This is a genomic window from Beijerinckia sp. L45, from assembly GCF_009765775.1.
In the GTDB taxonomy this organism is placed as follows: Bacteria; Pseudomonadota; Alphaproteobacteria; order Rhizobiales; family Beijerinckiaceae; genus RH-AL1.
The window spans coordinates 1-13647 of the sequence record NZ_LMUU01000105.1 but is presented as its reverse complement, the minus strand read 5'-3'; the positions used below and the strand labels follow the sequence as shown (position 1 = coordinate 13647).

The window sequence follows — 13647 nt, the reverse complement described above, 5'->3', positions numbered from 1 at the left end:
ATGGTTCCACTGGAAATGCGCCTCGAGCTTGCGCCCGATCTTCCAGTAGGCGTCGCCGAGATGGTCGTTGATCGTGGGATCGCCCGGCTTCAGGTCGATCGCGCGCTCGAGTTCCTTAACCGCTTCGTCGTACTTGCCGAGCTTGAACAGCGCCCAGCCAAGGCTGTCGACGACATAGCCGTCGCTCGGGCGCAGTTCGACCGCCTTGTGCAGCATCTTGAAGGCTTCATCGAGATTCATGCCCTGATCGACGAAGCTGTAGCCGAGATAGTTCAGGATCAGCGGCTGATCGGGGAACAGCACGAGACCTTTACGGAAATCCGCCTCCGCCTTGGGCCACATCTTCGCGCGCTCGTAGGATATGCCGCGGAAGTAGAAGAGCGGCCAGTTGACCTTCTCCGGCTTGGTCGAGACGGCGAGCGCCTTGGTATAGGTCTCGATCGCTTCCGGAAACTTCTTCTGCACGCGCTGGGAATTGCCAAGCGCCAACAACGCATCCTCATCGTTGGGATGCGCCGCGACGATCTGGCCGAGATATTTGGCCGACTCGTCGTGCTTTTCGAGGTTGTCCATCAGCTGCGCGATCTGGATGTCCGCGGTGGTGCGCAGCACATCGTTGTCGGGCACGCTCTGGTAGATCGCGATGGCCTGCTCGTACTGCTTCAGCCGGTCGTAGATGTCGGCCAGCGTGATCAGCGTCAGGCCGTTCTGCGGCGCGAGGTAAAGCGCGAGGCGCAGATAGATCATGGCCGCGACTTCGTCGCCCTGGCGGCCGCCGGCGGCGCCGAGGCCGTAGAGCACTTCCGCCGCGCCCTGGTCCGCCGTCTTGACCAGCGGCTCCAGCGTCTTGCCAGCCTTCAGGTCGGCGATGGCGGCGACGATGATCGGATGGTTCGGCAGGACCGCGTCGAAATCCGTATAAATCTTGATCGCGTCGTCTTTGGTGCCATGGCGCGACACGAAGCGGCCGTAGGCGTCGACCAGACGCAGCGTATTCTTGTCGGCGTCGTAGGCGGCCTTGAGGCGCTTGCTGGCCTCGGCGGTATCGCCCATCACATCGGCGATGAGGCCGGCGTGAAAATTCCGGAACACGGCAAAGTTGTCGTCGCGGAGACGATCGCAGAATTCCAGCGCCTTCTTCTCGTCGTTGCTGCCGACGAAGGTCCAGGCATCGATGAGGGTGGCGGTGATGTCGCGGGCCTGGCCGCCGGCGCCGCCCTTGGCGAGCTGCGAGCGGGCAGCGGCATATTGCTTGGCCTTCAGCGCCTTGATGCCGAGCGTCAGGTGGCCGAGGCTATTGCTCGGGTCCTTGCTGATCAACCGGTCGCTCAGCGTGAAGGCGTCGAACATGTTGCCGTTCGACAGCGCGGCGACAAAGGCGCGCTCGATCAGCGAGGGGTTGCGCGGATCAAATCGCAGCGCCTCGCGGAAGAAGGTCGCGGCGGCGACGGTGTCGTGATCGGCCCCCGCCACCATCGCGGCGAGATAATTGCCGGCCGGGCTGTCACTCACTTCGAAGGGCGACGAAAAGTTCACGCTTTCCCGTGCAGCGGAAGCCGGCGCGGTGACGAAGGAGCCGGCCAGGACCAGAGAGACCACGCCGACCGTCAGGTCACGGGAGCGGCGCCAGGCGCGTGCATGATTTGTCTTGATCGTCGTCATCGGCATGTGCGGCACGATTTCCTAAGATAGGGGAGCGCCGAAACGGACGCGAAGTCCTGCGCTTGTCGGGGCTCACCATGGCCGTTTTGCGGTGGCGGGGCAAGCCGAGCGGCGGACCACCGCAGAGGCGGTCACCCCATCGTGCTCAGGTTTGGCCGGCCTTCAGCTTGTAGAAGATGTGGTGCCCGATGACGTCCATCTTGACCAGCCGCCGCGCCCAGCCCGGCCGCACGTATTTGGCGTGGTAATGCGTCGCGCCGCCGACATCGGAGAGATAGGTCTTGCCGTCGACGACCTCGTCGGCGATGCGCTCGGCGGTGTGCCAAGCGTCCGGCTCGTTGATGCGCAGCGACTTGCCCTCGCAGGCGAAGGAAAACTGGCAGGCTTTGTAATGCGTGCGGTTCTGGTAGACGACGCCGCAGATGCTGGCGGGATAGAGGCCGCTGGTGGCGCGGTTGAGCACCACTTGGGCGACTGCGGCCTGCCCTTCTTCCGGCTCGCTGCGCGATTCGAAATAGACCGCCTCGGCGAGGCACTTGCGCTCGTGCGCCCCGCGCTCGCCGGTGAGCAGCGCCGCATAGTTCGGGCGGTCGCCGCTGCGCGGGATGATCGACATGTTCGGCGCGATCGTCGGCGCCAGCGGCGCGGCGAAGGACGCCTCGATCGGGGCGCCATCAGCCGGCGCCGGCGTCGTCGAGGCCAAGGCCTCGGCGCGGGACACTTTTGGGGTCGCGCCTTGTGCCAGACGCTCCTTCAGCGCGGCCGGCTGCATCGCGAAGGTCGCGCCGCTTTGATGCGCGGAGAGGTCGGCCGTATCTTCCGGGGTCTCATCGTCGCCCCAGGGCGAAAAGCTGGTGGCGCCGTCGAGCGGGCCGCCATTGTCCTGCAGCGAGAAGCTGGCGGCCGGCAAGGCATCGTCATGCGGCGCGATCAGCTGACTGGCGCGCAAATTCTTGAGGCCGCCGGGCTGGCGCAAGCGGGTGTCGAAGGTCGGGCGCAGGCCGATCGCCGGATCGCCCTTGTTGGCGCGGTCGATCACCGGAAACACGCCGGGATCGCGCTTGAGGTCGGCGCGCGGCTCGATCTCGTCGGGCATCTGCTGAAAATCGCTCGCCTGCCCGATGGCGTAGCTGGCCTGGGTCAGCCAGCGCTCGCTTCCGGTCCCGGAAAAGCTGCCGAAATCGCCGGTCAAGGCGATCGACTCGACGGGCACGAGGTCGTCGGGCATGGCCGGCGCGCGGATGGTGAGCGGCGAGAACGACCCGCCAATGGTCGCCGTCTGGCCCGCGTCCGGCGTGATCGACAGCAGCAACGCCATGCCGAGACACCACGGCGTGACGACCTGCACCGCCCAATTGCTCCGCGACCGCCCCATCCGGGTCCCACGCCTTTACACGCGCATCGTTCCAACAGGAGGACGCGACCATGACTCAACCGGATGGTTATCGCGCTTTAAGCTTGAAGAGGGGTTACGCGGGGAGATGCGGGCGTGTGCCGAAATGGGGCGGTAGAGCTTGCAGGGAGGACCGGCTGATGCGCGGAGGCAAAAGGCAATCGGGTCAAAGGGAACGGCCAAGAACAGACGCTGATCCGGATGAAATACAGCTATTGACCGATGCACAGATCGCTTCCGCGGTCGAGCATGCCGGCGGCATCCCTGTGACGCGAGGACCGAAGAGGAGCTCAGCACGACGTCAACCTTCTACCAACCCGACCTGAGTCATTCTGGCATCGACGATGGATCGCGCGCGCTATGGCGCACGCCATGAATTACGATCTCGTCGCCCCTGATCCGGTAAAAGATCAGATAGGGGTAAGGCGTGGCCACGATCCGCCGTACACGTCCTTTGCTTGTCAATTGACCGGCATGAGGATGCATCTGCAAAAGTGTCAACAGTGTATGAAGCCGCCCTCGAACATGTTGGGCGCCTTGAGGAGATCGAACCGAAATATAGTCCAGGATCGTCGCGAGGTCGCTAGCCGCTTTTGGCGTGAAGCGCAGCTTCACAGCCCATACTTCGCCCAAATCGATCTAACCTGCTCGTCGGAGGCGAATTCTCCACGCTCTTCCTGTGCAAGAGATTCTTCCAGCGATGCCTCTTCGGCGGCCGTTAGGAACAGCAGAGGCTGCTCCTCACCCGTAAACTGGAGGAGAAGACGAGCAAGATCGTCCTGCATTTCAGGCGGAAGGCTGCGGACGGCCTCAACGGCATGATCAAGGAGCTTGGTCATGCCGTAAATCTATCGCAGATCGTCTCTGACGACACGCGTTTTCCTCAACGCTTTTCGCTCAGCTCTTGCTCTTCACCGCCAGCGCTGCCTGCGCCGCGGCAAGCCGCGCGATCGGCACGCGGAAGGGCGAGCAGGAGACGTAGGTCAGGCCGACCTTTTCGCAGAAGTGGATCGAGGCCGGGTCGCCACCATGCTCGCCGCAGATGCCGAGCTTGATGGCCGGCCGGGTCTTCTGGCCACGGGCGATGCCGATCTCCACAAGTTCACCGACGCCCCGCTGATCGATCGTGACGAACGGATCGGACGCCAAGATGCCCTTGGCCGTATAGGGGCCGAGGAACGAGGCGGCGTCGTCGCGCGAAATGCCGAGCCCGGTCTGGGTCAGGTCGTTGGTGCCAAACGAGAAGAACTCGGCCGATTCCGCGATCTCCGCGGCAAGCAGGCAGGCGCGTGGCAGTTCGATCATCGTGCCGACGCTGTAGGGCACCTTGTCCCCGGTCTCCGTCTCGACCGCCTTGGCCATGGCATCGATGCTCGCCTTGACGAGATCGAGCTCGGTCTTGCCGAAGACGAGCGGCACCATGATTTCGGGCGTCACCATCGCGCCGGTCTTCTTCTTAGCTTCGATCGCGCCCTCAAAAATGGCGCGCGCCTGCATCTCGGCGATCTCCGGGAAGGCGATGGCGAGACGGCAGCCGCGGAAGCCGAGCATTGGGTTGAACTCGTGGAGTTCCGAGGCGCGGCTGCGCAGCTTGTCCTCGGACACGCCGAGCGACGTCGCGACTTCGGCGATCTCGTCATCCGTGTGCGGCAGAAACTCGTGCAGCGGCGGATCGAGCAGGCGGATACAGACCGGCAGGCCGGACATGATCTCGAACAGCTCGGCGAAGTCGGCGCGCTGAATCGGCAGCAGCTTGGCCAGCGCCTTGCGTCGGCCGGCCTCGTCGTCGGCGAGAATCATCTCGCGCACGGCGACGATGCGGTCGCCTTCGAAAAACATGTGCTCGGTACGGCAGAGGCCGATGCCTTCCGCGCCGAACTTGCGGGCGACGCGGGCGTCCGTCGGCGTTTCCGCGTTGGCGCGCACGCCCATGCGGCGGACGCCGTCGGCCCACTCCATCAGCGTGGCGAACTCGCCGGAGAGTTCCGGCTGGAGCATGGCGATGGCGCCCTTGATCACCTGCCCCGTCGTGCCGTCGACGGTGATGATGTCACCTTTCTTGAAGGTGACGCCGGCGGAGGTCATCGTCCCGGCCTTGTAGTCGACGCGGACGCTGCCGGCGCCGGAGACGCAGGGCTTGCCCATGCCGCGCGCGACCACCGCCGCATGCGAGGTCATGCCGCCGCGGGTGGTCAGAATGCCCTCCGAGGCATGCATGCCGTGAATGTCTTCCGGGCTCGTCTCGACGCGGACCAGGATGCACTTGCGGCCTGAGGCCTTGGCCGCTTCGGCATCGTCGGAGTTGAACACGATCTCGCCGCTCGCCGCACCCGGCGAGGCCGGCAGGCCGGTGACCACCACCTGGCGCTCGGCCTTGGGGTCGATCGTCGGGTGCAGCAGTTGGTCGAGCGCCGCGGGATCGATCCGCATCACCGCTTCCTCGCGGGTGATCAGGCCGTCGTTCGCCATCTCGACGGCGATGCGCAACGAAGCTTTCGCCGTGCGCTTGCCGTTGCGCGTCTGCAGCATCCAGAGTTTGCCGGTCTCGACCGTGAACTCCATGTCCTGCATGTCGCGGTAATGCTTTTCCAACAGCTCGGTCGCGCGCAAGAACTCGGCGAAGACTTCCGGCAGCGCCGTCTCCATCGACGGCTTGTCGGAGCCGGCCTCGATACGCGCGGCTTCGGTGATGTTCTGCGGGGTGCGGATGCCGGCGACGACGTCCTCGCCCTGGGCGTTGATCAGGAACTCGCCGTAGAGTTCGCTGGCGCCGGTCGACGGGTTGCGGGTGAAGGCGACGCCGGTGGCCGAGGTCTCGCCCATGTTGCCGAACACCATGGCCTGGACGTTGACCGCCGTGCCCCAGCTTGCCGGGATGTTCTGCAGGCGGCGATAGGTGATGGCGCGCGGGTTCATCCACGAGCCGAACACCGCACCGATGGCGCCCCAGAGCTGCGCCTTAGGATCCTGCGGGAACGGCTTGCCCAGCACTTCTTGGACCTTGGCCTTGTAGGCCGTGATCATCAGCTTCCAGTCGGCCCCGGTCAGATCGGTGTCGAGCGAATACCCCTTGCGCTCCTTGAAGGTCTCGAGGATGTCCTCGAACAGGTGATGGTCCACGTCGAGGACGACGTTGGAGTACATCTGGATGAAGCGGCGGTAGGAATCATAGGCGAAGCGGTCGTTGCCCGAGCTCTTCGCCAGTGCCTCCACGGTGCTGTCGGTGAGACCGAGATTGAGCACCGTGTCCATCATGCCGGGCATCGACGCGCGGGAGCCGGAGCGCACCGACACGAGCAGCGGATTGGCTTCGTCGCCAAACACATGGCCGGCGATCTTGCCGGCCTGCTCGAGCGCGGCGTTGACCTGCGCCTCGAGCTCCGGCGGGTAGGTTTTCCCGTGATCGTAGAAATAGGTGCAGACTTCGGTGGTGATGGTGAAGCCGGGCGGCACGGGAAGGCCGAGGTTCGCCATCTCCGCGAGATTGGCGCCCTTGCCTCCGAGGAGGTCGCGCATCTCGCTCTTGCCTTCGGCTGCACCGTCGCCGAATTCGTATACCCACTTCGCCATCGATCGTCGTCCTCGCGAGCGGCCGACGGCGATCCAACGACCCGTCAGCGGCAGAGACCTGCAGTCTTGTGTGGGGCTCTATCACGCATGACTGCGCAACCTCAATCCAAAGCCGATCCAAGTCACACCGGTAAATAGCAGGTCGACGCCGAGCAGCGTGCCGAGAATGATGATGCTGTTGTTGGGCCAGCCCATGATGACGAGCAGGCCGACGAGCAGCGTCACGATGCCGCCGACGATGACCATCGTGCGGGCATGGGTGTGGAGATGGCTGCCGATATAGATGCGGGTGATGCCGGTCGCGATGAGCGATATGCCGAGCATCAGGGTGAGAATGACGGCGGCATGGCCGGGTTGCGCCAAGGCGAAGGCCCCGGCGACGATATAGAACAGGCCGGCGACGGCCCACAGAAAGGCGCGACCCCAGGATTTGGAACCGAGACCGACGACGATCTCGCTGCCGCCCGCGATGATCATGAATATCGCGATCGCATAGACCGCCGCCAGCGTGGCGCTGATCACCAGCGCGAGAGCGGCGAGTCCGAACAGGACGGCCAGCGCGCCCAGCGCGACGAACCAGCCCCACCTGTGGCGCAGACGCTCCATCGTGACATGGCTGTGGCTGGTAGCAGATCGAATGGGTAAAGACGACGGCATGGCTAATCCTCGCTTCGAGGCGGCGCTCTCGGCATTCCGCAAAGAATGAACAGCTAGGCCTACGCGCTAGTTTCCAGCTGAGCTATTGCCGCGATTGACTCTGGGAGACCTTTGGGGTTGGTGTGGCGCGAATGCCGCATTGGCCGGTAACACTTGCCAGTTGCGTTGCCCAAACCCTGAAAACTCGGTATTCAGCCCGTTGGTCTGCCGTAAATTTCGGCTGACATCGACCGTTTTACGCTTTTTCGTGGCGACCTCGTCGCGGCTGGAAAAAGCGTCCGCCGGTCCCGTGAGCTGACAAGACCCAAAAAGAGGCGCCTGTGACGAAAACCTCGAAAACCCCTCTTCTCGACACCATCGTGACGCCGGCCGATCTGCGCCTTCTGCCAGAGACGGACCTTGCGCAGGTGGCGGACGAGTTGCGGACGGAGACGGTCGACGCCGTCTCGGTGACGGGCGGCCATCTCGGCGCCGGTCTGGGCGTCGTCGAACTGACTGTCGCGCTGCATTATGTCTTTGATACGCCCAGCGATCGCATCATCTGGGACGTCGGGCATCAGGCCTATCCCCATAAAATCCTGACCGGACGTCGTGATCGCATCCGAACCTTGCGCAAGGTTGGAGGCCTCTCGGGCTTCACCAAGCGGACGGAGAGCGAATACGACCCCTTCGGCGCGGCGCATTCCTCGACCTCGATTTCGGCCGGCCTCGGCATGGCCGTCGCCAACAGCCTGTCCGACAAGAAGACCGCCAACGTGGTCGCCGTGATCGGCGACGGCGCGATGTCGGCCGGCATGGCCTACGAGGCGATGAACAATGCCGGCGCGATGCATTCGCGCCTCATCGTCATTCTCAACGACAACGAAATGTCGATCGCGCCGCCGGCCGGCGCGCTTTCGGCCTACCTGGCGCGTCTCGTCTCCGGCGGCACCTACCGCTCGGTGCGCGAAGCCGCCAAGCAGCTCGGCCGCCACCTGCCGAAGTTCTTCTACGACCGCGCCCGCAAGACCGAGGAGTTCGCCCGGAATTTCTGGGCCGGCGGCACGATGTTCGAAGAGCTCGGCTTCTATTACGTCGGGCCGATCGACGGGCATAACCTCGACCATCTGCTTCCCGTGCTGAAGAACGTCCGCGACTCGCAGACCGGGCCGATCCTCGTCCATGTCGTGACGCAGAAGGGCAAGGGCTACGCGCCGGCCGAAGCCTCGAGCGAAAAGTACCATGCCGTGTCGACCTTCGATGTCGTCACCGGCACCCAGTTCAAGCCGAAGGCCAATGCGCCGTCCTACACCAAGGTGTTTGCCGACGCGCTGATCGCCGAGGCCAAGCGTGACGACAAGATCGTCGCGATCACCGCGGCCATGCCCAACGGCACCGGCCTCGACCTGTTCGAGAAGACCTTTCCGGAGCGCACCTTCGACGTCGGCATCGCCGAGCAGCATGCCGTGACCTTCGCCGCCGGACTGGCGACCGAAGGCTACAAGCCGTTCTGCGCGATCTACTCGACCTTCCTGCAGCGCGCCTACGATCAGGTCGTCCACGACGTCGCGATCCAGAACCTGCCGGTCCGCTTTGCCATCGACCGCGCCGGCCTCGTCGGCGCCGACGGTGCGACGCATGCCGGCTCATTCGACGTCTCCTTCCTCGGCATCCTGCCGAACATGGTGGTGATGGCGGCGGCCAACGAGGCCGAACTCGTCCACATGGTGGCGACCGCGGTCGCCTATGACGACGGCCCGATCGCGTTCCGCTATCCCCGCGGCGAAGGCATCGGCATGACCATGCCGGAGCGCGGCGAGATTCTGCCGATCGGCAAGGGCCGTATCGTCCGCGAAGGCAAGCAGGTCGCGATCCTGTCCTTCGGCACGCGCCTGGCGGAAGCCTTGATCGCGGCGGAAGACCTGGCGACCTACGGCGTCTCGACGACCGTCGCCGACGCCCGCTTCGCCAAGCCGCTCGACATGGACCTGATCCGCAAGCTCGCGGCCGAGCATGAAGTGCTGATCACCATCGAGGAAGGCTCCGTCGGCGGCTTCGGCTCCTTTGTTATGCAGGCTCTGTCCGACGAAGGCGTGTTCGACGGGACTGGCCACAACGCCTTAAAGTTTCGGTCGATGGTGCTGCCCGACACGTTCATCGACCACGACAAGCCGGAAAAGCTCTATGCGCAGGCCGGGCTCGACGCCAAGGGCATCGTGGTGAAGGTGCTGGAGACGTTGGGCCAGGCCGGAACGACCAAGCAGAGCTTGAGCGCCTAGCGCCCGAGCGTCTACCATGATGGCCGGCGACACGCTGGCCATGCAGCCGTGCGCCACGACGATGTGAGCCGGGCTATGACGAACACAGCGCTCTCGCCTGCCGGCCTCGTTCGCTCCTGGAAGCGGCTTGCCCTGCTCGCCCTGGTGCTCGTGACGCTGATCAGCTTCGCGCCTCTGATCTCTTTGGTTCTGGCAGGCACCGCCGCGAGCCTCCTCGGCTGCCAGGTCGACGAGGGTTCGGTCCACCCCTGCGCTGTCGGTGGCGTCGACATCGGTGAGATGCTGAACACCAGTATGGTCCTGGGCTGGCTGATGTTCGTCACCTGGCCCGGCGTGCTCGTGAGCCTCGGCCTTTGGGCCGTGGTGGTCGCCCGCTGGATTTCGCGGCGCATGCGGGGCTGAACGCCTGAGCCACTGCGGCCCCGCTGTTGCCCTAAGCAATCGCGGCCGGACGTTTTAGGGCTTTGCCGAACCCGCTTGCGGACGTGTGAGATAAGCGCAATCAACGATTAGAGTTCGGATGTCCGCCATGGCACTTCAAACCGCTTCCGCAAAGCGCGCAACGTTGACAGCCTATGCCGCCGGCCTTGCAGGCACGCGACACACGATCGAGACGTTAGGTCTCGACGATTATGCCGATCTCATCATTGCAATGGCGGAAGCCGATCTGCCGTGTCCCAAACCGTCCGACACCGAGGCGCGGCGCGCTCATGTTGCCAGAGCTCGCGCCATTCTGTTGCCGCGACTGCGCGATGGTGATTGACGTCATCAGTCCTCCACGTTGTCCTCCCGAATGATAGGCGGCTCGAGCGTCAAACTACCTCGAGCGCTATCTGGCGAGAGAGGTAATTGCGCGATGCCGATCGTTTCGATAGCGAACCTCGCCGCAAAATTCTTCAGTCCAACATCGTCCGAGTAAATAGTCGTCGCACCTTCGACCTTCGCGATGGCAACGATTTGCTGATCGAATTTTGCTTTCGCCCGCGTCTCCGATTCGAGTTTTCTCAGTCTGCCGCCTTCCGACAAAAGCGCACGCAGCATTTCTGCCAACTCGATCGCAGCACGGCTTGAGAATGGCGCGATATGGCATCCGCGGATGCGTTGCAACTGGCCAAGGTATTCCGGAATATGCTCGGGCTTTGCTCGGACCAGAAACTCGGACAAGGCTGGCGTTGGAATGATGATTTGGGAGCCTTTTGGTCGGCTGTAGGTGTTGAGAAAGTGCCTCAGTCGCTCCTGCGCATGTGAAACCACGACGCCGGTCGAAGCATCGACAGGCGCTTTGGCATGCGCATCGAAGAGCAAGATCAACATCGAGGCGTCGAGCGCGACGGTCACCTTCGCTCGCTGCCTTTCGCCCGGGCCGCCACAAAGGCTGCTACAGGGTTCGGTTCAGTACCCCACTCGCTACCGCCGATGGCACGGATTCCATCGATCGCGTCGGCCAGAGAACTCTCTCCGATCGGCTCGAAGTCGCGCAATATAAATCGATCCAGGCTCCAAGCGCCATCCGGGCCTCTTCGCCAACTTCCCGTTCCGAAAATCCGGATTGTCGGACCAAAGATGAGAGGTCCTAGGCGACGAGCCATGTCACGGTTCGTTTCGATGGCCGTGTAGATCGTTTCGCCGCTTTGAAGCGTGAGATGAACCGAGCGATCTTTCCCACCAATCCGGATGATCTCGCCTTCCAGATAACCATCTTCCCTGATCGCGGCATACTGAACCGGCTTGGGGCGGGTCCGGCCTGGAAACGTGATGACGATCCGCCGTTCGAAGCCACGCAGGGTCCCCACCGCATTATCGTCGGCAAGCATGTCATCGATCCGGCGATACACGTCGACCGCATCTTTGGCAGCGTGGCCTTGTTGGATGTCGGCGAGACGGCGCTCGATCTTCGGTATCGCGTGGTCGTCAACATTCGAGACGAAAACGACGCTGCCCTTCTTCATCCGCGAAAAATGTACACTGCCGGCCTCGCCATAGAGCTTGGCAAGCTCAATAACGTACGCACCGAACCGATCGAGCGGGATCGTAGCGGGCGTCCATGAATCGACTTTGAACTCGATTTCTCGGGTCATCTTCATTCCTATTCCCGGATCATACCAGGACGACATGGCAAGGTATAGAAATCGATACGGGCGCCTTGACGTGGTGTAGACATGCTCCCGATTTGAGTGTCCCTTGCAAAGGGGACCTATGCCGCGTGAATGAGTGGCACCTAGCCGGCCATGACGGCGTTCATCGAAGCAAGGCCTAGCCCGTGCCCCAACGCATAGACCTCCTCCTCGTCGCGCGCGGCCTGTTCGAAAGCCGCGCCAAGGCGCAGGAGGCGATTGCCGCCGGGCTAGTTCTTGTCGGGGGCCGCGTGGTCGCCAAGCCCTCGGAAAAGGTTGCGGACGATGCCGCCATCGACGCGGAGGCGCCCTACCCCTGGGTGTCGCGCGGCGGGGTCAAGCTGGCGGCCGCGCTCGACACGTTCGGCTACGACCCGGCGGGCCGGACGTGCCTCGATGTCGGCGCCTCGACCGGCGGTTTTACCCACGTGCTGCTGACCCGCGGCGCGTCCCGCGTTCACGCCATCGACGTCGGCCAGGGCCAGCTTCACCCGAGCCTGCTCGCCGACCCGCGGGTCATCTCGCGGGAGAAGCAGGATGCCCGCCTGCTCGACGCCGACGATTTCGCGGAAAAACCCGCCGCGATCACCTGCGACGTCAGCTTCATCTCGCTGGCTCTGGTTCTGCCGAGCGTCCTCAAACTGGCCGCAAACGATGCCTGGCTTGTCGCGCTGATCAAGCCGCAGTTCGAGGTCGGGCCAGCGCTCGTCACCAAAGGGCTGGTCAAGGACGCGTTTGCACGCGACAAGGCAGTGCGAGCGATCAAAGCATTGGTCGAGACGGCGGGCTGGCGGGTCGAAGGCATAATTCCTTCGCCGATCGCGGGTGGCGACGGCAATCTCGAATATTTAATCGGCGCCCGAATGACCTCCCTATGACAGACCGCGTGACCATCGACCGCTTGGGCCAGAAGGGCGAGGGCATCGCCCAGACGCCGGACGGCCGCCTCTATGTGCCCTATGCCCTGCCCGGCGAGACGGTGACCGTCGACCAGGAGGGCGAGCGCGGCACGCTGATCGGCCTGCTGAACGAGAGCCCCGAGCGCATCGCGCCGATCTGCCCCTACTTCACCCGCTGCGGCGGTTGCGCCATCCAGCATCTCGCCGCCGATCCTTACGCGGACTGGAAGCGCGGACTGCTGGTCACGGCGCTCGCCCAGGCACGCGTCGAGGCGACCGTGGCGCCGATGGTCGACGCCCACGGGCTCGGCCGGCGCCGTGCCACTCTGCACGCCCGCATGCTCGACGACGGCCGCATGCAGGTCGGCTACATGCAGGCGCGCTCGCACGCGATCATCGCCATCGACTTCTGCCCGATCCTCGACCCGCGCCTGGCCGGCGCCATCGCCGCCGCCCGCGCCATCGCCAAGGCGCTGGCCGGCGTCGGCAAGCCGCTCGACATTCTGGTCACCGCGACCGAAAGCGGCATGGACATCGATCTACGTGGCCCCGGCAAGCTCGGCGAGGACGACCGCCAAGTGCTGGTCAAGGCGGCCATCGCTCACGACGTGGCACGGCTGTCGAACCACGGCGTCATCGTCGTCGAACAGCGTAAGCCGCTGCTGCGCATGGGCCTGGCCACGCTGGAACTGCCGCCCGGCGGCTTTCTGCAGGCGACGGAAGCCGGCGAGGATGCGCTCGGCGCCCGCGTGCTCGAGGCGTTGAAGGGCGCCAAGCGCGTCGCCGATCTGTTTGCCGGCGTCGGCACCTTCGCGCTGCGGCTCGCCGCGCAGGCGGAAGTGATCGCCTACGACACCGAAGTCATCGCGCTGGAGGCGCTGCGAAAAGCCTCGCGGATCCCCGAGGTGCTGCGCACCGTCGAGGTGGTCAGGCGCGACCTGTTCAGCCAGCCGCTGCTGCCGGCCGAGCTCGACGGTTTTGATGCGGTCGTTCTCGACCGGACCGGGCAGGCGCAGGCCCAGCGTGTGGCGCCGCCCGAAGCCGAAGCGGGCATAATAGGGCGCATCGCCGACGAGGAGGATCGCCTCGTGGCC

At 64.4% G+C, this 13647-nt stretch carries 12 protein-coding genes and 2 pseudogenes; 5 read left to right on the top strand and 9 right to left on the bottom strand.

What is annotated here, in order from left to right:
• The 6 genes from GSQ79_RS10805 to GSQ79_RS10780 form a co-directional block, all read right to left on the bottom strand.
• A partial coding sequence (locus GSQ79_RS10805) for a tetratricopeptide repeat protein (protein WP_246725254.1) occupies window positions 1-1668 on the bottom strand: 1668 nt, incomplete at its 3' end.
• Window positions 1669-1807: 139 nt separating this feature from the next.
• Window positions 1808-3037, bottom strand: a complete 1230-nt coding sequence (locus GSQ79_RS10800; protein ID WP_158808728.1) for a cell wall hydrolase — start codon at window positions 3035-3037, stop codon at window positions 1808-1810.
• 345 nt (window positions 3038-3382) lie between these two features.
• Window positions 3383-3688 carry a type II toxin-antitoxin system RelE/ParE family toxin gene (locus GSQ79_RS10795; RefSeq protein ID WP_246725253.1) on the bottom strand — a complete coding sequence of 102 codons (306 nt, stop codon included), beginning with the start codon at window positions 3686-3688 and terminating at the stop codon, window positions 3383-3385.
• The gene (locus GSQ79_RS10790) at window positions 3667-3894 is read right to left on the bottom strand and encodes a hypothetical protein (protein WP_158808727.1); all 228 of its coding nucleotides are present in this window, start codon (window positions 3892-3894) and stop codon (window positions 3667-3669) included. The genes GSQ79_RS10795 and GSQ79_RS10790 overlap by 22 nt, the downstream gene beginning before the upstream one ends.
• A gap of 58 nt (window positions 3895-3952) precedes the next feature.
• The gene (gene ppdK / locus GSQ79_RS10785; RefSeq protein WP_158808726.1) at window positions 3953-6625 is read right to left on the bottom strand and encodes a pyruvate, phosphate dikinase; all 2673 of its coding nucleotides are present in this window, start codon (window positions 6623-6625) and stop codon (window positions 3953-3955) included.
• 81 nt (window positions 6626-6706) lie between these two features.
• A complete protein-coding gene (locus tag GSQ79_RS10780) occupies window positions 6707-7282 on the bottom strand; it encodes an HdeD family acid-resistance protein (protein ID WP_158808725.1) in 576 nt (191 codons plus the stop codon).
• Window positions 7283-7602: 320 nt separating this feature from the next.
• Between GSQ79_RS10780 and dxs the strand changes: the two genes are divergently transcribed.
• From dxs to GSQ79_RS10765, 3 genes are all read left to right on the top strand, one after another.
• Window positions 7603-9540, top strand: coding sequence for a 1-deoxy-D-xylulose-5-phosphate synthase (gene dxs / locus GSQ79_RS10775; protein WP_158808724.1), 1938 nt, complete (start codon window positions 7603-7605; stop codon window positions 9538-9540).
• 75 nt (window positions 9541-9615) lie between these two features.
• Entirely contained in the window at window positions 9616-9942 is a 327-nt protein-coding gene (locus GSQ79_RS10770; RefSeq protein ID WP_158808723.1) for a hypothetical protein, read from the top strand.
• Between the two features lie 127 nt (window positions 9943-10069).
• A complete protein-coding gene (locus tag GSQ79_RS10765) occupies window positions 10070-10303 on the top strand; it encodes a hypothetical protein (protein WP_158808722.1) in 234 nt (77 codons plus the stop codon).
• A gap of 5 nt (window positions 10304-10308) precedes the next feature.
• Here the strand turns inward: GSQ79_RS10765 and GSQ79_RS10760 are convergent, their stop codons facing one another.
• Complete coding sequence (locus GSQ79_RS10760; RefSeq protein ID WP_158808721.1) at window positions 10309-10878, bottom strand: hypothetical protein; 570 nt, start codon at window positions 10876-10878, stop codon at window positions 10309-10311.
• On the bottom strand, window positions 10875-11618 hold the full coding sequence (locus tag GSQ79_RS10755; RefSeq protein WP_158808720.1) for a hypothetical protein: 744 nt from the start codon (window positions 11616-11618) through the stop codon (window positions 10875-10877). The genes GSQ79_RS10760 and GSQ79_RS10755 overlap by 4 nt, the downstream gene beginning before the upstream one ends.
• Window positions 11619-11800: 182 nt before the next feature.
• Between GSQ79_RS10755 and GSQ79_RS10750 the strand changes: the two genes are divergently transcribed.
• Together GSQ79_RS10750 and GSQ79_RS30305 are read left to right on the top strand one after the other, a co-directional pair.
• Window positions 11801-12532 (top strand): TlyA family RNA methyltransferase, encoded by a 732-nt coding sequence (locus tag GSQ79_RS10750; RefSeq protein WP_158808719.1) that lies wholly within the window; start codon window positions 11801-11803, stop codon window positions 12530-12532.
• Window positions 12529-13482, top strand: a pseudogene (locus GSQ79_RS30305) (class I SAM-dependent RNA methyltransferase); the annotation flags it as partial. The gene GSQ79_RS10750 and the pseudogene GSQ79_RS30305, both read left to right, overlap by 4 nt.
• 51 nt (window positions 13483-13533) lie before the next feature.
• Here the strand turns inward: GSQ79_RS30305 and GSQ79_RS29440 are convergent.
• Window positions 13534-13647, bottom strand: a pseudogene (locus GSQ79_RS29440) (GNAT family N-acetyltransferase); the annotation flags it as partial.